The sequence below is a fragment of the Amycolatopsis magusensis genome, from assembly GCF_017875555.1.
GTDB classification, from domain to species: domain Bacteria; phylum Actinomycetota; class Actinomycetes; order Mycobacteriales; family Pseudonocardiaceae; genus Amycolatopsis; species Amycolatopsis magusensis.
Window position 1 is genome coordinate 5865406 of sequence record NZ_JAGGMS010000001.1, and the last position, 18596, is coordinate 5884001.

General features: G+C 68.5%; 13 protein-coding genes and 2 pseudogenes. 9 read left to right on the top strand and 6 right to left on the bottom strand.

What is annotated here, in order from left to right; translation table 11 throughout:
* Positions 1-226 precede the first annotated feature (226 nt).
* Positions 227-645, top strand: a pseudogene (locus JOM49_RS43290) (helix-turn-helix transcriptional regulator); the annotation flags it as partial.
* A gap of 17 nt (positions 646-662) precedes the next feature.
* Positions 663-947, top strand: a pseudogene (locus tag JOM49_RS43295) (STAS domain-containing protein); the annotation flags it as partial.
* Here the strand turns inward: JOM49_RS43295 and JOM49_RS26110 are convergent.
* On the bottom strand, positions 919-1554 hold the full coding sequence (locus tag JOM49_RS26110) for a TetR/AcrR family transcriptional regulator (RefSeq protein ID WP_209666865.1): 636 nt from the start codon (positions 1552-1554) through the stop codon (positions 919-921). The pseudogene JOM49_RS43295 and the gene JOM49_RS26110 sit on opposite strands and share 29 nt — an antisense overlap.
* 61 nt (positions 1555-1615) lie before the next feature.
* On the opposite strand from JOM49_RS26110, the gene JOM49_RS26115 reads away from it, so the two are divergent.
* The 5 genes from JOM49_RS26115 (at position 1616) to JOM49_RS26135 (ending at position 9017) form a co-directional block, all read left to right on the top strand.
* Positions 1616-2998 (top strand): MFS transporter, encoded by a 1383-nt coding sequence (locus tag JOM49_RS26115; protein WP_209666866.1) that lies wholly within the window; start codon positions 1616-1618, stop codon positions 2996-2998.
* A gap of 357 nt (positions 2999-3355) precedes the next feature.
* Positions 3356-5008, top strand: a complete 1653-nt coding sequence (locus tag JOM49_RS26120) for an SNIPE associated domain-containing protein (RefSeq protein ID WP_245369478.1) — start codon at positions 3356-3358, stop codon at positions 5006-5008.
* Positions 5009-5955: 947 nt separating this feature from the next.
* Positions 5956-6480 (top strand): PadR family transcriptional regulator, encoded by a 525-nt coding sequence (locus JOM49_RS26125; RefSeq protein WP_209666867.1) that lies wholly within the window; start codon positions 5956-5958, stop codon positions 6478-6480.
* On the top strand, positions 6477-7217 hold the full coding sequence (locus tag JOM49_RS26130; protein ID WP_308158873.1) for an ABC transporter ATP-binding protein: 741 nt from the start codon (positions 6477-6479) through the stop codon (positions 7215-7217). Before JOM49_RS26125 ends, JOM49_RS26130 begins: the two co-directional genes overlap by 4 nt.
* A 12-nt stretch (positions 7218-7229) precedes the next feature.
* The gene (locus JOM49_RS26135) at positions 7230-9017 is read left to right on the top strand and encodes an FtsX-like permease family protein (RefSeq protein ID WP_308159069.1); all 1788 of its coding nucleotides are present in this window, start codon (positions 7230-7232) and stop codon (positions 9015-9017) included.
* Positions 9018-9950: 933 nt separating this feature from the next.
* On the opposite strand, the gene JOM49_RS26140 is transcribed toward JOM49_RS26135, so the two are convergent.
* Together JOM49_RS26140 and dacB are read right to left on the bottom strand one after the other, a co-directional pair.
* A complete protein-coding gene (locus JOM49_RS26140; RefSeq protein ID WP_209666870.1) occupies positions 9951-11129 on the bottom strand; it encodes a serine hydrolase domain-containing protein in 1179 nt (392 codons plus the stop codon).
* Between the two features lie 11 nt (positions 11130-11140).
* Complete coding sequence (gene dacB / locus JOM49_RS26145) at positions 11141-12664, bottom strand: D-alanyl-D-alanine carboxypeptidase/D-alanyl-D-alanine endopeptidase (RefSeq protein ID WP_209666871.1); 1524 nt, start codon at positions 12662-12664, stop codon at positions 11141-11143.
* A gap of 122 nt (positions 12665-12786) precedes the next feature.
* On the opposite strand from dacB, the gene JOM49_RS26150 reads away from it, so the two are divergent.
* Positions 12787-13446, top strand: a complete 660-nt coding sequence (locus tag JOM49_RS26150) for a response regulator transcription factor (protein ID WP_209671605.1) — start codon at positions 12787-12789, stop codon at positions 13444-13446.
* Entirely contained in the window at positions 13443-14612 is a 1170-nt protein-coding gene (locus JOM49_RS26155; RefSeq protein ID WP_209666872.1) for a sensor histidine kinase, read from the top strand. The genes JOM49_RS26150 and JOM49_RS26155 overlap by 4 nt, the downstream gene beginning before the upstream one ends.
* Before the next feature lie 115 nt (positions 14613-14727).
* Here the strand turns inward: JOM49_RS26155 and JOM49_RS26160 are convergent, their stop codons facing one another.
* The 3 genes from JOM49_RS26160 to JOM49_RS26170 all read right to left on the bottom strand — a co-directional run bounded on the left by JOM49_RS26160 (position 14728) and on the right by JOM49_RS26170 (position 18582).
* Positions 14728-15954 carry a DUF3500 domain-containing protein gene (locus JOM49_RS26160; RefSeq protein ID WP_209666873.1) on the bottom strand — a complete coding sequence of 409 codons (1227 nt, stop codon included), beginning with the start codon at positions 15952-15954 and terminating at the stop codon, positions 14728-14730.
* A 173-nt stretch (positions 15955-16127) separates the two neighbouring features.
* Positions 16128-17603 carry a subtype B tannase gene (locus JOM49_RS26165; RefSeq protein WP_209666874.1) on the bottom strand — a complete coding sequence of 492 codons (1476 nt, stop codon included), beginning with the start codon at positions 17601-17603 and terminating at the stop codon, positions 16128-16130.
* Positions 17593-18582, bottom strand: coding sequence for a catechol 2,3-dioxygenase (locus JOM49_RS26170; RefSeq protein ID WP_209666875.1), 990 nt, complete (start codon positions 18580-18582; stop codon positions 17593-17595). The genes JOM49_RS26165 and JOM49_RS26170 overlap by 11 nt, the downstream gene beginning before the upstream one ends.
* Between the last annotated feature and the right edge of the window lie 14 nt (positions 18583-18596).

Sequence of the window (18596 nt, forward strand, 5' to 3'; positions counted from 1 at the left end):
TGTCGCAGGAAATGGCTCGAACTGTTCCGTCGCCCACTTTATTGCCTGATGCACTCGATGTACCTCGATGTGGATGCCGTCGCCCACGGGTATCGAGGATGGGTGCTGCTTGTGGTCAAGGGCAGGAACCCGGGGCGCAGCGCTTCCTCGATGGTGTAGTAGAGCTTCAGCACGTTGTCTAGGCTGGTGAGCTCGATGGGCCGGATGACCGAGCGGTTACTCGCTCGAACCCGGGCAGCAGGTCGTCCTGACCGGCTACTGGATCTTCTCCTGGTGTGCACGCTGCGGGCCTGATTCGCCCACGAGGCCACCGAGCCGCCCGCGTGGTTCTCCGCGCTCGGCGACCTGATGATCGGGCCGGTGCTGCGGGCTATGCACGCGGAGCCGGGCCGTCCGTGGACGGTGCTCACCCTGGCCAAGGTTGCCGGGGCGTCCAGGGCGGCGTTCGCCCGCCGGTTCACCGCGCTGGTCGGCGAGCCGTCCCTGGCCTACTTGACCGGCTGGCGGATGACGCTGGCCGCCGACCTGCTGCGCAGGCAGGGTACGTCGGTGGCGAGCCAGGTCGGCTACGCCGACGGTTTCGCCTTCAGTTCGGCATTCAAACGGGTCCGCGGGGTGAGCCCGAGCGTCTACCGCGCGGGCTGAGCCGCAATGGCGAACTGCTATCCGATCCCGACGGCGGCCAGGTGGTCTACACGGTCACCGGTGAGCTGTTCTTCGCCTCCAGCAACGACCTGGTCTATCAGTTCGACTACGCGAACGATCCGGACAGCGTGGTCATCGACCTCACCGATGCCCACATCTGGGACGCCTCCACCGTCGCCTCCCTCGACGCGATCACCACCAAGTACGAGTCACGCGGCAAGACCGTCGAGATCGTGGGCTTGAACAAGCACAGCGCGGTCATGCACGGCAAGCTCACCGGAGAGCTGACCGCCAGCCACTGACGGCCCGTCCGGTGAAAAGGGCGTCGAGGTGGCTGCGGACGATCGCCATCGCCTCCTCGGTGTCCCGCTGCCCGAGCAGTACGCCGGTGCTCAGCCCGTGGCTGAGCGCGACCAGGTGGGCTGCTTCGACGGCGACATCCGCGTCCGGCGCGATGTCGCCGTCGGCTCGGGCTCGCTCCAGCGCTTCGGCCAGCTGGTGTTCCAGGCTGTCGACGTTGGCGATGAAGGGTTCCGCGGCTAGCGTGGCGTCGGTCATCGCCAGCGCCGCGTAGGAACTGCCGAGCAGATGGAAGGTCCGGCTCTGCTCGTCGGTCGGCAGGGCCTCGGCGAAGAAGGCCTCGACGAACAGCCTCGGTGGCACCGGGTCCGGCAACGCCGCGACCCGTACAGCCCAGCGTTGACGGCTTCGCCGTTCCAGGTGACGCAGCGCGCCCAGCATCAACTGCGCCTTGGACGTGAAGTAGTACTGCACCAGCCGCAGTGACACGTTCGCTTCCGCGGCCACCGCCCGCATCGTGACCGCGTGCAGCCCGTCCCGCGCGGCGACGCGCACCAGCGCCGTAGCGATCTCTTCCCGGCGCTGCTCGTGGTCCACCGTCCTGGGCACAGCAACTCCCTCCTTTATGATACAAGCGTATATGATACGGCTGTATCAAGATGGAGGGTCGATGGTGGTCCTAGTGCTCGCCTGCGCGGCGCAGTTCATGGTCGTGCTGGACATTTCGGTCGTCAACGTCGCGCTGCCCTCCATCCAACGAGCTCTCGGGCTGGATGAAACGGGGCAGCAATGGGTGGTCAACGCCTACGCGCTGACGTTCGCGGGACTGCTCCTGCTCGGCGGCCGCCTCGCCGACCTCTACGGCCGAAAGCGGGTCTTCCTCGCCGGACTCGCCTTGTTCACCGGCGCGAGCCTCGCCGGTGGGCTGGCGAACACGCCGCAGCTGCTCATCATCGCCCGTGCGGTGCAGGGCATCGGGGCTGCCGTGCTCGCCCCGGCCACGCTGACGGTGCTCACCAGCACCTTCCCCGAAGGCCCCCGGCGCACCCGGGCGCTGGCGATGTGGACCGCGGTCGGGATCGCCGGAGGGACCGCGGGCAACCTGCTCGGTGGCGTGCTCACCGAGTACCTCACGTGGCGCTCCACGCTGCTGATCAACGTCCCGCTCGGCGCCGTGGCCATCCTGCTCGCCCTGCGTTGTCTGGCCGGCCGCGACCAGCCCGCCGCACGGGTGCCGATCGACATCGCCGGCGCGGTGCTGGCCACGCTGGGCCTGGTCGCACTGACCTACGGCATCACGCAGTCCCACGCAGCGGGCTGGGACGCTGCCGCCACGGTGGTCAGCCTGCTGTTGGCGGCCGTGGCCCTGGCGGTCTTCGTGCTGGTCGAAGCCCGTTTCGCCACCGTGCCGATCATCCCGCTGCGCCTGTTCCGGGCCCGCGCGATCAGCCTCGGCAACCTGGTGATGCTGCTGGCCGGGGCCTGCCTCAACCCGATGTGGTTCTTCTTGACCTTGTCCATGCAGAACGTGCTGCACTACAGCCCGCTGCAGACCGGGCTGGCGTTCCTGCCGCACACCGTAATCACCGTCGTGGTCGCCGCCCGCGTCACCCCGTGGCTGATGCGGCGCATGGACAGCCGGACCCTCATCGCGATCGGTGCGGTACTGGCAGCGGCCGGATTCGCCTGGCAAAGCCTGCTCATCCCGGGCAGCGGCTACCTGGCCGGGGTCTTCGGCCCGGCGCTCGTGTTCTCCGTCGGCAGCGGACTGCTCAACACGCCGATCACCACGCTGGTCACCTCGGGGGTCGACGCTGCCGACAGCGGAGCCGCGTCCGGGCTGATGAACACCACCAAGCAGGTCGGCGGTGCGCTCGGCCTCGCCGTGCTGGTGACCATCGCCAGTGGCGGCGGTGCCACCCCGGCAGCGCTGGCGAGCGCCTACGGCCGTGCGTTCCTCGTGATCGCTGTGCTGATGCTGATCGTCGCGCTGCTGGCTCGGGCCTTGCCGTCCCAGCGCGATGAACCCGTTCACCAGCACTGGGCGAGCTGATCACCCGCGAAGTCATGTTGGTTCAGGCAGGCGGTCTTCCCGGTGCTCCTTCGTCACGCCGGCCATCTCGCATCGGACTGACCGGGGTGACCGCTTGGGAAGCCGGCGACGCCCTCGGCGTGTCTGGAGGGACTCCGGGTGTGACGTTGGCCGAGGGCCGATTCAGGTTAGCGCGATGACGCGAACTCCGGAGTGAAGCCCTCCTTGTTGAGAGCAGAGCGAAACATTCTGCGCTTGCCTTCGGTGACGCGATTGTCTCGGAACGGTGGCGTTCGGATGTGGCTCCCAGCACGGGCGTAACGCCTGCCTGCGGGGCTGCGACTTCTGACCAAGATCAAAGGGATAGGAGGCTTGGGCATGGAATATCGGTTCAACCCGCCGCCGAACTGGCCGAACCTTCCTGCCGGCTGGGTGCCACCACCAGGCTGGCATCCCCCGGCCGAGTGGCCCGCGCCCCCGGAAAACTGGCAGTTGTGGGTTCCTGGAGAAGCAGGACAGGTACCCGGTCTCTCCCGCACGCCGAAACCGGGTGAGGGATCTCCCGGTCTGTTCGGCGCGCGGAAACGACTTCGGCAAGCCGAAGTGGAGCTTGCGACGGCTCACAGCCGGAACCATGAACTGTCCGGCGCGGCTCAAGTGGCAGACCGTCGGGCTGATGGGCTGGCGCACCGGTTGAAAGAGGCGCTCGCGCACAACGAGACACTGGCAGGACAGGTACGTGATCTCGACTCTAGCTATCGGACGCTCCGCGGTAAGGATGCTCTGACACTGGAGCAGGAGCTCAACGACATGCGTCAAGCCCTGGGGCAGTTGGAAGGTGAGATCCGGAGGCGCCGAGTTACCGAGGAGAGGCAGCAGGCAGAGGCAGCGGAACAGCTCGCTGGAGTCAGCCAGAAGATCGAACAGGCGCGGGCGACCCTCGAGCAGGTTCGTGGCGAAATCGTTGAGACGGAGGACCTCGCGCTGCTTCAGGAGGCTGGCATCTACGAATATCGCCACCGCCTTGCCAACGCTGTGGCGTACAAGGCCGCTTTGCAGAAACTGCGGGACGCGATCAAGGTTGCGGCGAGGAACAATAACGCCATAACAGCGAGCACGAACTGGACGGTCAACAACTCCTCGGTCGAAGGGCAGAAGATGGTGCGTGACTTCTCCAAGCTGATGTTACGTGCTTACAACACCGAAGCCGACAACTGTGTCAGATCAATGCGTCCGTTTCGCCTTGAGTCAGCCAAAGATCGCCTCGACAAGACTCGGAACATAATCTCACGGCTGGGCCGGACCATGAACATCAACATCGCCGACCGCTACCACCGGCTCAGGGTCAAGGAGCTCGAACTGACCGCCGACCACCTCGCGAAGGCCGAGGAGGAGAAGGAACGGATCAGGGCGGAGCGGGAACGGCAGCGCGACGAGCAGCAGGCCATGCGGGAGTTCGAACGGGAAAAGGCTCGGCTGGGCAAAGAGCAGACCCAGTGGCAGACCGCGATGCGGAAGTGGGTTGATGCGGGTGACGATGTGAAGGCATCCGAGGCGCAGGTCAAGCTGGCCGAGATCGGTGAGGCCATCAAGGGAGTCGAAGAACGCGAGGCGAACGTTCGCACTGGCTGGGTCTACGTCATCTCCAACATCGGCTCGTTCGGGAACGGGGTGGTGAAGGTGGGATTGACTCGGCGGCTCGACCCGCTCGAGAGAGTTCGGGAACTCGGTGACGCGTCGGTTCCTTTCCGGTTCGATGTCCACGCGGTGATTTTCGACGCCGATGCGGTGAGCCTCGAGGCGAAGTTGCACCAGCGTCTCAAGGATCAACGAGTCAACCGGGTGAACCTTCGGCGTGAGTTCTTCTATGCTTCTCCGCTCGAGCTGCTCGCCATCCTCGAAGAGATGGGCCTTCGGGACAATCTCGTCGAATACGTGCAGGAGCCCGAAGCAGCGGAGTGGCGTTCGAGCAGACGGCTGGCCGAAAAACGGGAAACAAGCCAACCGCTGTCGGCTCTGACGTCGCACTGACGTTCCAGTGCACACCGCGACCGGCAAGTCTGAACCAGGGGCCGCGTTCGTGCGGCACGCGGCGGCGTTCGCCGGTCAAGGTCGTGGAAGGCTCGAACGGGGTGCGTGCGGCCGAATAGGACGGACAGGATGGCTTCGGTGGAGCCGGTGCCGGATGTAGTCCCACGTCGCCGGTGGCATTCGCCCAGCAGCAAGCGCTGACGGTGTCGCTGTGGCAGCCGCATCCGGGCGCAAGGCGACGACAATGTTCTTCTGGCTGTAGAACACCGTCTGCTTTCCAGTCCGGCGAGCGTTGTCCGAGCGGGAGCGGCCTCCATTGCGATCACGCCCTGCATGCGCCGTCCATGCGCCGGGTAGCTGAACGGGATCACCACGCGCCCGGCCGGGGGGCGAGCTGGTCGACGCGGTCCCGGCGTCGCTGTAGGGCGACTCCAGGAACTGACCTTCGAGTACGAGCAAGTCGAAAGCGAAGAAATGCACCGACAGCGCAGCCAGCCGACCGTCACGTTTTTCGTGCGGGTGTTCGGGCGCGCTCGGCAAACCTGGTCCACCACACAGTTGGTGATCGCCGGAGTCATCCGGCCCCGCACAGGGGGCCCGGTCCGTCCTCTGGCCGCTCAGGACCTGATCCGGCACAGCGAGATCTGCCTGGCGGCCACGCATCACGCGGTGAGGCTGCCCGCAGTCGTCAATCAAGCGCAACGGCACGTCAGCGGCGTCCACCCGCCGCTGCAACGGCCTGGTCGATCAGCATCTTGTTCAGGACGCCGGCTGCTCGGCGGCTGAAGTCGGCGCTGGAAACCTCGCAAGACCTGCCTCCGCGGCCAGGCATGACCGCGAGCCCCTGTCGCAGCAGCCGGTACGGCTGGGCGTGGTCGGCCGGCCACCGACTTGACACTTCTATGGCTAACCGATAGATATATGCCTAACCGTTAGGGGGTAGGTGGGTGCGGGACGTGGTGCTGGCGCTGCTGGCCAAGGAGCCCGCGCACGGCTACCAGCTGGGTGTGCGTTTGCGGGAGGCGCTCGGTCCGCTGAGTGAGTCGCTGAACGCCGGGCAGGTGTACGTGACGCTGACCCGGTTGGAAAAGGCCGGTCTGGTGTCGGCTGAGCGGGTACCCGGTCTGCCGGACCGGCCGGACCGCAAGACCTACGCGCTCACCGCGGCCGGGCAGCGGCGCGTCGCGGACTGGGTGGCCGAGGTGAGCTGGCCCAAGCCGGACCTGACGGAGTTCCACCTCAAACTGGTGGCCGCCGCGGCGGCGCGGCTCGCGGATCCGCTGGCGCTGATCGATGCGCAGCGCCGTGAACTGCTGCGCCGGTTGCGAGACGCGCAACGAGCGGCACTGGCTGAGCCCGATGACTCGGTGGCCGGGCTGTTGCTGGAAGGCGTCGTGCTGCGGTTGCGGGCCGATCTGCGGTGGCTCGAGACGTGCGAGCGGACGTGGGCGCCGCGGAGGGAGAACGGGTGAACCGCGAGCGTTTCGCTTTGCAGGCACGCCGGTTGTGCAAGACGCACGGTGCTGGGTCCGCGCTGGTGCGTGCGGTCGACGAAGTCAGCCTGGACATGCCTGCCGGGCAGGCACTGGCGATCATGGGGCCCAGCGGCTGTGGGAAATCCACACTGCTGCACTTGCTCGGCGGGCTGGAACGCGCCACGGCTGGGGCGTTGTGGCTGGGCGGCAAGCGCATCGACGGGCTCGGTGAGCGCGCGTTGGCCCGGATGCGCCGCCGTTCGGTGAGTTTCGTGTTCCAGGCGTTCCACCTCATGGAGGAACTGTCGGCGGTGCAGAACGTCGAGTTGCCGGCGCTGCTGGCCGGTGCGTCACCGTGGGCTGCCAGGCGGCGGGCGGACCAGTTGCTGGACCGCGTCGGGCTGGCGAAACGGGCCAGGCACCTGCCGTCCGCGATGTCGGGCGGTGAGCGGCAGCGAGTCGCGGTCGCGCGGGCATTGGTCAACGAGCCGCTGGTGCTGTTGGCCGACGAGCCGACCGGCAACCTCGACAGCGCCGCCACCCGCACGCTGCTGCGGTTGTTCGAAGAGCTACGCACGGCGGGGCAGACGCTGGTGATCGTCACGCACGACGAGCGCATCGCCGCCCTGGCCGACCGCCTGATCACCATGCGCGACGGCGCGTTCGTCGACGACCTCCGGATGCCCGCCGCGCCGGTGGGCAGGCGCGCCGGACTGCTGAATCTGGGCGGTTGAGGCGTGGGACGAATGCTGTTGGTGTGCCGGTTGGCCTTCGCCGACCTGCGCCGGCGCCCCGTGCAGGCGAGCCTCTTCCTGTTCACGGTCGGTATCGCCGCCACGGCTCTGGCGGTGGGCCTGTCCGTGGCCGACGTGACCGGCCTGCGTTACGAGCAGACCCGCGCGGCCACCGCCGGGCCGGATGTGGTGGCCCAGACCGAGGACGACAGCCCGGAGGCGCTGGCCGCCCTCGAGAAGGTGGCTCGAACACCGGAGGTGACCGTCCGAAGTGGACCCCACGTGTTCCTCTACGCGTCGGTGACGGTGCACGGTCAGCAGGCCCGGGTGGTGGTCGAGGGCCGCGAAACCACACCGTCCGCACTCGACCGTCCGCTGGTGACCGCGGGGAGTTGGCTGAGCGAGGGCGAGGTGGTGGTCGAACGGGGTTTCGCCGAGGCGCTCGGCGTGCGCACGGGCGACCGGATCACCGTGGCCGACCGGGATTTCCCGGTGGCCGGAATCGCCGTGACTGCCGCCCACAGCGTCTACCCGGGAGCCGGAGGCACCGGTCCTTACGGCGGGCCGAGTGACTACAGCGGCCTGGTGTGGTTGTCCGAAACCGACGTACGTGCGGTGTCCTCCCCGCAGTTCGCGCCCGCGTACACGACGCACCTGCGCTTGGCGGATCCCGCCGATGCACCGGCGTTCGCGCGTTCTTTCGACCACGACGACGCCGCGCGCCTGCACCTGCGGGCCTGGCAGGACATTTCCGCCCAAGACGCGCGGGTGTTCAGGGACACCGAGCCGGCGCTCATCGTCGGCGGCTGGCTGCTCGCGATGTCCGCGGTGGCCGGGGCGACTGTCCTGGCCGTGACACGGGCCGCCGCACAGACCCGCCGGGTCGGCCTGCTCAAGGCCGTCGGCGCCACACCCGGCGTGGTCACCACGGTGCTGCTCGCCGAATACCTGGTCCTCGGGCTGGGCGCGGCCGGGCTCGGGCTGGCTGCCGGCCGGCTCGTCACACCCGTACTGGCCGGTCCCAGCGCCAGCCTGCTGGACGCCGACACCCCGCTCAGCGCCAGCACCGTGCTGCCGGTACTGGCGCTGGCTTTGCTGGTCGCGTTGTCGAGCACGGCCGGACCGTCCGTGCGCGCGGCCCGCACCGCCACGGTCCCCGCCTTGTCCACAATGTCGTCGACCGCGCGCCCCGCCGACCATTCGCCCGGCCTCACCTCGCTGGCGGGGCGGCTGCCCGTGCCGCTGCTGCTCGGCCTGCGCCTGGTCGCGCGCCGGCCACGCCGGGCTGTTCTCGGCGCCGCCAGCATCGCCACCTCCGGCGTCGCGATCGGTGCCGCGCTAGCAGTGCGGGCACAACCGGTGAAGGGCTACGATCTGGGCGGGATTACCCTGACCAGTCTGCGCGGCGACCAGACGGACCGCACGGTACTGGCCGTCACCGCGGCGCTGCTCTTGCTGGCCGTGATCAACACGAGCGTCATCACCTGGTCCACGGCCCAGGACGCACGGCGGTCGCTGGCCGTGGCCAGGGCTTTCGGCGCCACCCCCGGCCAGGTCACCGGCGCGCTGACCGTCGCGCAACTCCCCGCCGCGCTGGGCGGGGCCGTCACCGGAGTGCCCCTCGGTGCCGGACTGCTCTGGGTGTTCACGGCCGGTCCCAAGACGGTCGCGCCACCGGTGTGGTGGCTGGTGACCGCGGCCGCCGGACTGGCGCTGCTGGTCGCCGTCATCGCCACCGTCCCCGCCGTCCTCGACGCACGCCGCCCGGTTACTCCGGCGCTCCAAGCCGACACCGCATGACCGGCGCACCGCGTGCACGACCGTCACGAAGCGCACGTCCGGGTCCAGCTGGTAGGCCCGCACCGCAAGTAGAAAGTGCGAAGTCTGTACGTCTACGAGGTGATCGCGCCCCCCGCTCGGCCTATGCGACGACCGCTGTATTCAGCGTCCAAAAGCCGAACGGTTCATCAATGGCAGGCTGACGATGTCCAGGACCGAGAAGTCCGCAGACGCTATGAGGTGCCCGGCCAGCACCACCTGCTCCGCGGACGACGCGAGGTGCTCATCACCGTCGGACGCAGCTCAGTCCCCGGCCCGCAAGAATCACCCCGGCCGACGTCAGCAAGCCACCTCGGTCGTGACCACGATGTCCGCGTGCAGCGGCCGGTCCGGATCGTGGGCAGTTTGCGGCGCCAGAGGGAGTGGAGCAGCACGGGGCAGCACCGCAATCGGATCGCCGACGTCCTCAGCCCCGGCGAGCAACCTGGCCGGAGCAGCGAATGCCGCGATCAGCGAGGCGGCAACGTCATCGACGGGATGGCGCGGGGTGCCGGTAGCCAGCTGGCGCCTTGGCAGGCCGCGCGACCTGGTCGCGTGGCTTGATCGGTCCGCCACGCGGAAGTCGGGCGCCAGTGCGGGTTCAACCGCGACGGCCTCGAGTTCGGCGGACCCATCGACGACCTCCCACGCGCTGGCGAGTTTTTCCGAGCCGAAAATACTATCCGCGCTATCAAGCGCTTACGTGCTCGGGTAAGCGGTCATATTAGCTCACTACGTGGATAACGTCGAAGCTCTCTCGAAGATAGAGTCACACGAGTGCCGTGTCAGTACTGATCCGGAGCGAACGCGTTTGGAGCACCGGCCTTCCTCGTTTCCCAGGCTCAGCCACAGCGACTACCGCGAGTTCTGCCGCCCGGGCGCCCGGTGCTTCGGCACGCATTGCGAACCCCTGGCTCACCTCGACGTGGCCAGTTGTCGACTCAGGGCCACGATCGGCTTGATCGTGGTGTCCCGGTTGCTGAGAATCACCACTACCCAACCGGTGTCCGGGAACACGTCCAGGTTCGTCGCCCGGCCGGGGCCGCTACCGGAGTGCCCGACGACGCGGCGGGTCGCGGTGATGGCCTCGTTGTGGCCGTAGCCGTAGAACTGGAGTTCGCCATCCACGGGCGGCTTGTCAACCGGGCTGAGCGCGTGCTTGCCGCTGGTGACGAGCCGGGTGAATGCGGGGCTGAGCAACCGGTTGTCGTGCAAGGCGATCGCGAAGCGGAGTATGTCGGGCGCGGAGGAGAACGCGCCGTGGTACGGGCTTCCGATGTAGGGGAGCCAGGGTGTATTCGTGATGTCCACCCGCTCACCGGAGGGCTGGGTCGCGTAGCCGTGGGCGATGCCGCGGTCCGCGACCACCGTCGGCCTGGTGTAGAAGTCGGTGTCGGTGAGGACGGCGGGGGTGAACACGTGCTGGCGCACGTAGTCGTAGTAGGACTGGCCCGACGCCGCGGCGACGATCGCGCCGAGGACGAAGTAGCCATCGTTGCTGTAGCTGTACTGGGTGCCCGGGGTGAACCGCAGCGGCAGCGTGCGCAGGTAGGCCGACATGCCTTGCCAGATGTCGTCCTCGCTGTCCCACTCCTCCTCGCCGGGCGGGCGTTGGTTGGTCTGGCCCGGCCGGCCCACGCCCGAGGTGTGGGTGAGCAGTTGGTGCACCGTAACCCTGGCGACGTCGGTCGGGAACCCGCCAAGGTAGGCGCCGAGTGGTTCGTGGAATGAAAGCTTGCCCTCCTGTACGAGCCGTGCGACGGCCACCGCGGTGAACGACTTCGTCATGGACGCGAGGTCGAAGCTCGTGTTCGTGTCGTTGTCGACGCCCCGGGCCTCGTCAGCCATGCCGTGGGACCTCGTCAGCACCGGCTTGCCCTGGTGGGCCACCAGAACGGTGCCGGAGAACTCGCCGGCGGCGGCGCGGTCGGCGACGAACCGGTCGAAGCGCCCGCCCGGCAGGAGGTCAGGCGGTGGCCGGTGCCCCGCTTCCCCCGCGTCGCCGGTGCCGGCCGTGGCGAGCAGGCCGGCTACGGCGACCGGTGCGGCGCCGAGCAGACCGAGAATCGATCGTCGTGAAGAAACGGTGGACACGGGTGTTCCTTTCAGCGGGTGAGCGAGTCGTAGACGGCTGCGGCGATCTCGCCCTGCGCGGTCTCGATGACGCCTTGCAACGACATCGCCTCGGCGAGGGAGCCGACAGGCTTGTTCATGAACTGTGCGAACACGACCAACCTGCCGTCGGGCAGCACGACGTAGCCGGCCAGTGCTTTGTTGAGTACCTGGCCCTGGCTGGCAGTGCCGGTCTTGGCGAAGACCCGGCCGGCGGCGGGCGAGTCGGGCAGGACGTGGGCGATCGACCCGTCCCGCCCCATGATCGGCATCGCATCGCGGTAGGTGGTGAAATACCGCTGCCGCGCCATGTAGGTGAGGAACTGGACGAAGAAGTCCGCTGTGTACTTCTCGTCCACCGGCTCGTCCGGGTCGACGCCGGCCTTCTCGAAGATCTCCCGCTGGTACCGCTCACCCGTGGCCTTCGGGGTCTCGGGGTCACGACCGGCGATCGCGCCGACAAGGTAGGGCCAGTAGGCGGTGTGTGGGTTGGAGCTGACCTTGAGCATGCCCTTCACCTGCTCGGTCAGCGGCGGCGAGGAGTACTCGGCTACCTGTGCCCAACCTCTGCCGCCCGAGGTGCGCGGTGCCTCCGCCACGTCGACCCCTGCCTCGCGCAGCGCCAGGCTGAAGGCGACCTCGGCGAAGCGGACCGGATCGGGCAGGTAGTACGGAGCCACGACCGACATGCCGCCGAGCCCCACGTCGCCGGTGAGCCGCACGGTGCGCGAGCCGTCCGGTGCCGTCGAGACCTCGGTGAACGTCAACCGCCGAGTGGGCCTGGCGACCGTCGTGGTTTCGTTGACGACGGTCAAGAACGCGATGTCCGGCGAGATACGCAGCCCGCCCGGTGCGCCCAGCTGTCCAGCCGGGGTCACCACCACGTCGATGATGTTGTCGTTGATCATCATGGGCGAGACCGGAATGGTGATGCCTCCGTTCGCGATAGCCGCGGTGCCCTGCCGGAACAGCGAGGCGTCCACGAGCACCCGGCCCTCGACGTGCCGGACCCCGCGGCGGGCCACCTGCCGGGCCAGTTGTCTCAATTGCCGCAGCGGGTCTCCCGGCACCGGTTCGCTCGCGTTGCCGTAGGTGTGGTCGGGCACCGGCAGCGCCAGCGAGCCGTCCGGCTGGATCCTCGGTCCCAGCATCAGGTCGCCACCGGCCACCAGCACCAGGTCCCCCTTCAGCACGCCCCTGTCCACCGGGCCGGTGCGGTGGACGGTCGTGAGGAACCGGCGGTCGGCGCCGAGCGCGGCGAAGGCAGAGCCGGCGACGAACACCTTGAACGCGGAGCCGGCGACGAACTGTTGTGTCGGGTTCATGCTGTAGACGGGGTCGGCCCCGGCCAGCTGGAACCGCATGCCCCAGTGGGCGCCGGTGAACTCGGGCCGGCCGGTGATCTCGGCGATCCTGGCCGCGAGTGTGTCGCCGGCGGTGTCCGCGGGGGTGTTGGCGTGTGCCGTCGCGCCGGCTGACAGCAGGCCCGCCGCGGCGACGGGTGTCACACCGAGCATTTTGAGCACGCTGCGTCGTGAGTGGTCGGTCATGGTCATCAGAAGTACGTGCCGCGCGGTTGCACGGCGGTTACACGAGCGGGGTAACGGGGAGGAAACCCCCGATGCGGGACGCTGCCTGGATGCGGGTGCTGGTGATCGAGGACGACGTCGAGCTCGCTGAAGCCGTCGGGGTCGGCCTGCGCCGGGAGCGGATGGCCGTCGACGTGGTGTTCGACGGGGCCACCGGACTCGAACGGGCGCAGGTGCACGACTACGACGTGATCGTGCTGGATCGCGATCTGCCGGGTTGGCACGGCGACGACGTGTGCGCGCAGCTGGCCGCCGACCGGCACCGCGGCCGGGTGCTCATGCTGACCGCAGCGGCCACGATCGAGGACCGGGTCGACGGGCTGGCGCTCGGTGCGGACGACTACCTGCCGAAGCCGTTCGCGTTCGCCGAGCTGGTCGCCCGCCTGCGTGCGCTGTTCCGGCGCGCCCAGCCTGCCGTCCCGCCGGTGCTGGCCTACGGCGGCTTGGTGCTCGACCCCGCGCGCGGGGTGGCCAACCGCGACGGCCGTTCGCTCGATCTCGGGCCCAAGGAGTTCGGTGTGCTCGAACTCCTGCTCGCGGCGGAGGGACGGCTCGTGCCGGCCGAGGAGCTGCTGGAGCGGGTGTGGGACGAGATGGCCGATCCGCTCACGACCGTGGTGAAGGTGACCGTCAGCAGGCTGCGCCGCAAGTTGGGCGAGCCACCGCTGATCGAGACCGTGTCCCAGGCCGGCTACCGGATCGGCGCATGAGGACGCGCGGGTCGACCGTGCGGTTCCGGCTCACGCTGCTCTACAGCGCACTTTTCCTGGTGTCCGGTGCCGTCCTGCTGCTCATCGTGTACCTGCTGCTGGCGGGCGGGTTACCGGTGGTGCGGATACACGGCCCTGGCTTCGTCGGCGACCTCGGCACGATCTGCGCCCGACGGGACGGTGTGCCCGCCCTCGGCGACGAGTTGGCCGCGTGCGCTGACCAGGCCAGGACGCTGCTGGAAGCGCAGCGTGCCGGGACACTGCGCCAGTTCCTCCTCCAGGCCGGGGCCGCGCTCGCGTCCATGACGATCGTCTCGGTCGGGCTCGGCTGGCTGGTGGCGGGGCGGGTGCTGCGGCCGCTGCGGGTGATCACCACGGCCGCGCGGCGCATTTCCGCGAGCGACCTGCACCAACGGCTCGCCATGACCGGCAAGCGGGACGAGCTGACCGAGCTGGGCGATACGTTCGACGAGCTGCTTGGCAGGCTTGACGCCGCGTTCACCGCGCAACGCCAGTTCGTGGCGAACGCGTCCCACGAGCTGCGCACGCCGCTGGCCAGGCAGCGGACCGTGCTCGAGGTGGCGCTCACTGACCCGGCGGCCACCGTTTCCGGGCTTCAGGTGGTCTGCCGACGCGTGCTGGCGGCCGGCGAGCAGCAGGAGCGGCTCATCGAGGCCCTGCTCACGCTGGCTCGCAGCGAACGCGGCCTCGACCGGCGCGAGCCGGTGGACCTCCGCGCGATCGTCGACGCCGTGGTCAGCGCGCGCGACGCCGCCGGTCGGGACGTGCGCGTGTGCCTTGGGCCCGCCATCGCCCTCGGCGACGCCCGGCTCGTCGAGCAGTTGGTGGTCAACCTGGTGGACAACGCGATCCGCCACAACGTCGAGGGAGGCTCGGTCGAGGTGCGGACGAGGGCCGGCGAGGGCGTGGCCACGCTGACGGTGGCCAACACGGGCACGGCGATCCCGCTTGATCAGATCGACCAGTTGTTCGAGCCGTTCACCCGGCTCGCGGGCGAACGCACCGCGACCGGCGACGGCCTCGGCCTGGGACTGCCGATCGTCGCGGCGGTTGTCGCCGCGCACAACGGTCACCTCGACGCCCGTCCACGGCCCGGTGGTGGTCTCAACGTAACGGTCGAACTCTCCCACGCCACCAACTCCTGAGGTGCCGGTGGTCTCCTTCACCACGGATCGGCCACCTGGGCGGGTGCGCAGCGTTGCGACTGGGCCCACCGCCCGGGCGCGGATCACGGTGAACACCGGCGCCAAGACTCGCTGATCAGTTGCCGGGGGGCGGGGTTCCGCCTCCGGGCGGTACGCCGTTACCCATGCCGCCGGTGGCTTCCTGCTGTGTCGCGCTGTTCGCGTAGTCATTCGCGGGGTCCCGGTAGATGGTGTGGACGTGCCCCCAGCCGGAGGTGACGACGCCGTCGACGTCGGCGCCTGCCGAGCCGCGCTGGCCGGCGAATTCGATGTACGCGTTCGGACCGGAGATCTGGAAGTAGATGCCGTCGCCCTGGGTCATGTCGTAGACGGTGGCACCGGACCAGTTGATGTAGGTGTCGTCGAGGGTGGTCTCGATCTTGGCCAGGGCGTCAGCGGTGGTGTTCTCGTCGGCGAGGCCGACCCAGTTGGCGATGACGTCGAGAAGGAGCTGCTTCTGCTCATCGGTGAGATCAGCGCCGGAGAGGCCGGTGCCGGTGGGGTAGTCGCAGGTGTCGCCGGGTGCGCAGGCCATGTCTGCCACGTTCTCGCTCTGGTAGAGGATTGCTTTCTGTTCGTCGGTCAAGCTGTCGTAGAAGGCGAATGCGGTTTCGTAGATGCCGGAGAACGGCTGCACCTCTTCGCCGTTGGTGTTCGTGTAGACGGCGGGCTGCACGCCCAGGTGGGTCGGGGCGAACGTGATGGCATTGGTTGTGGCGTCGAGAGTGGCGTTGATGCCGAGGTGGTGGCCGCCGAACTGCACCTCGAAGGCGCTGGTGCCGGACGGGTCGCCGAAGAAAGCGATGTAGTACTGGCCCAGCGAGTCCTCGGTGCTGGAGCTGTTCTCCAGTAGGAATTCGTCGCCGCCGATGATGCCGGTGACGGTTTCATAGCCCTTATCGCTCAGGAGCGCTTCGAGGACGGCCATCGCGGCGGACTGCTGCTCTTCCGTGAGGTCGTTGAGGTTGAGTCCGGCGCGCTCGACGAAGGTGACGGGGAAGTTCGACCACGAAGTCGTTTTGGTCTCGTCGTCGTAGGCGTAAAGCACGGTTTCGCGCTGCTCGTCGGACAGCGTCGCGAGAAATGCCTGTGCAGCAGCCGCGGTGTTCGAGATGGTCTCGGACGTGGTACTCGATGCGCTTTCCGCACTGATGAGGGTCGAGATGGCGGAATCGCTCGACGTGGTCGCGCTGATCGTACCGGCGCCGGCGCATCCGCCGAGCGAGATTCCTACGGCGAGCAATGCGGAGGCTACCCAAAGTGCCTTGCGGCGCTGTGGAGGCGGGGAGGTGGTGTCGTTCACGCCAATGACGCTACCGAGCGTTCCTATGAACTTTCTGTGCGCTTCCTCAGTGCGCGCTAGGAATCGGTTCAGAGGACCTGAGCAGCGCCTGGGCGCGTCGCCTCTGCTCCTCCTGCCGAAGCAAGGGAACGCTCCACGCTGGACGTCGCGGACTATGACGATCGTCAACCTCGCTATCCGCGGTAGTCCGTGATCTCGCCGATCCAGGTGATGAACTCGGCCGCGTCCTCGTTGGCCCCGTGGCCCGCGTCCCAGTACATCGCGGCGTTGACGTCGTCGCCGAGGTTTTCCGCGGCTGAGGCGAGGTTTCCCACGACGGTGAGCGAGGTATCGGTGTCCAAGGTGCCGACGCGAATCCACCAGTGCCTCGCCCGGCCGGGCAGGCGTTGCTCGAGGGAGTGCATCGGGTTCATCAGGCCGAGTTTCGCGGGCAGGTCGCGGTCGAGTCGCGCGTTGTCGTCGCCGGTCGACTTGCGCAGGCTGTACCGCGTGAAGTGCCGCGCTTGGGTCGTGCCGGTGCCGAACAGGTTGTTCTCGGGGGAGGAGAGGTCGAAGGCGTCGAACGCCGGAGCCTTCTTCTTGCGCGGGCCGACGTGGCGCAGGAAGTCCGCCCAGGTGAAGTCCGCCTTGTCGGCGTTCCACTCGAGCCACGGGTTCGCGGCCAGATAGGTGGTGCGGTCGTCGGCGGCCAGGGCTCGGAGGTACTTGGTGGCGGCCGGGCGTAGATGGGTTCTGGTGAGGTAGTCGCCGTAGTTGCCCGCGGTGAGGGTGCCGAAGCCGTTCTTCCCCTTCAGCCGGAGGGAAGCCTGGTAGTCCGTGAACGCGGTGCGCAGTTCGCGGGAGACCGCCGGGTCGACGGTGGCGCCGGAGCTGAGCGGGTTTTCGCCCCAGTTCCACTCGTAGGCCATGTCCGCGTGCTCGAGGTCGATGATGGGGCAGTACGCGGCGGAGGCGAAGACGGCGTCACTCGCTTGTGCCGCACCGAGTTCCCGCAACCAGGTCGCGTAGTGGGGGCTGTCGCCGGAAGCGCCGAGCAGGGAGGACAACGCGCCCCCGGCACTGACCCCCGTGGTGACGATCCGCTCGGTGTTCCCGGGGATGCGGCCCTTGTTGTAGCGGACGTAGCGGACCGCGGCTTTGAGGTCCACGATCGCGGCCGGTGCCGTTCCGTGGAACGTGCCGTTCGCGTCGACCAGTGTCCGTCCCCGCGCTCCCGGCTCCACGACGACGTATCCGGCGGCCAGGGCCAGGGTCGCGTTGTCGGCACGGGTGCCGCCCGGTGGACCGGGGCGAGGCGGGCCGCCGACGCCGGGCGCGTCGGCCACCGAGGACGGCAGGTAGCCGCCGACCGAGTTGCTGAACAGGATGGGCGCGCCGTTCGCGTCGACCGGCTTGCCGTCGATCTCCACGGGAACGCTGACGTTGAGGCACTGGTACTTCGCGTCCACCGGCTTCGTCACGTAGGTGACGGCTCGGTAGAAGTGGTAGGTCACTTCCTTGAGGCCGATGGCGGTGGGCACGGTCGTGGTCAGGACGGTGTAGGCGTCCCGGTCGAACGCCAGCGGATCCGGGGCCGCCCAGGCCGGCCCGCTGACGCCGAGGGCCACCGGTGCCACGGCAGCTGCTTTGAGCACGTTCCTACGCTTCATCGGCCTGTCCTTTCGACGGGGCGGCGGCGATCGGCGGGGTGCCGTGGGTGTGGAAGGATTCGATGGTCTTCAGCCCCCACGCCTGCCCCTTGGCCCGTTCCGCCTCGGTCCAGGTGATCGGCTGCCAGTCCGGGGCGAAGATCAGCCGGGCGGTGGGGTTGCACAGTTCGATGCGGTTGCCGCCGGGTTCGTAGACGTAGAGGAAGAAGGTCTGCTGGATCGCGTGCTTGTGCGGTCCGGTTTCGATGAACACGCCGTTCTCCAGCGCGATGTCCGCGGCGCGCAGGATGTCCTCGCGGGTGTCGGTGGCGAAGGCGATGTGGTGCAGGCGCCCGCGGGAACCGGTCCGGTCGTTGGTGTAGACCAGGTCGTAGGACTTCTGCGCGAAGTGGGTCCACTGACCGGAGACGACCCCGTCGTCGAGCACGATCTGCTCGGTCACCCGGCCACCGAGGGCGTCGCAGACGAAGCCGCCGTTAATGGCGGCTTCCCGCGCCAGGTAGTTGACGTGGTCGAGGCGCCGCACGCAGACGCCGCGAGCGGGGTAGGCCTGGGCCTGGTTCTTCAACGCGGGACGCAGGTGCTCCGGCGGCCGGTACCACTCGGTTTCCCAGTACAGCTCGAGTTCGTGGCCGTCGGGGTCCCGGAACAGGTAGGTCGGGCCGATTCCGGTGTCGCCGTCGATCCAGCCGATGCCGAGGCCGCGGTCTTCGATCGCCTCGACCCGCCTGGCGAGCGCCGCCTCGCTGGAGGCACGCAGAGCCGTGCGCCCCACGCCGGAGGTCTTCGCGGCGGTGAGCTTGAGGCTGTGGTGTTCGTAGTCGTCCCAGGTGCGCAGGTACACCGAGTTCCCGTCGGAGCCGTTCTCGGTCAGGCCCAGCACCCGGACGAAGAAGTCCAGGCTCTTCTCCGGTTCGGGGGTGAGCAGCTCGACGTGGCCGAGGTGTGCGATTTCGTGACGGGGTGAGGGTTCGGGCATCGAGGTCTCCAGTG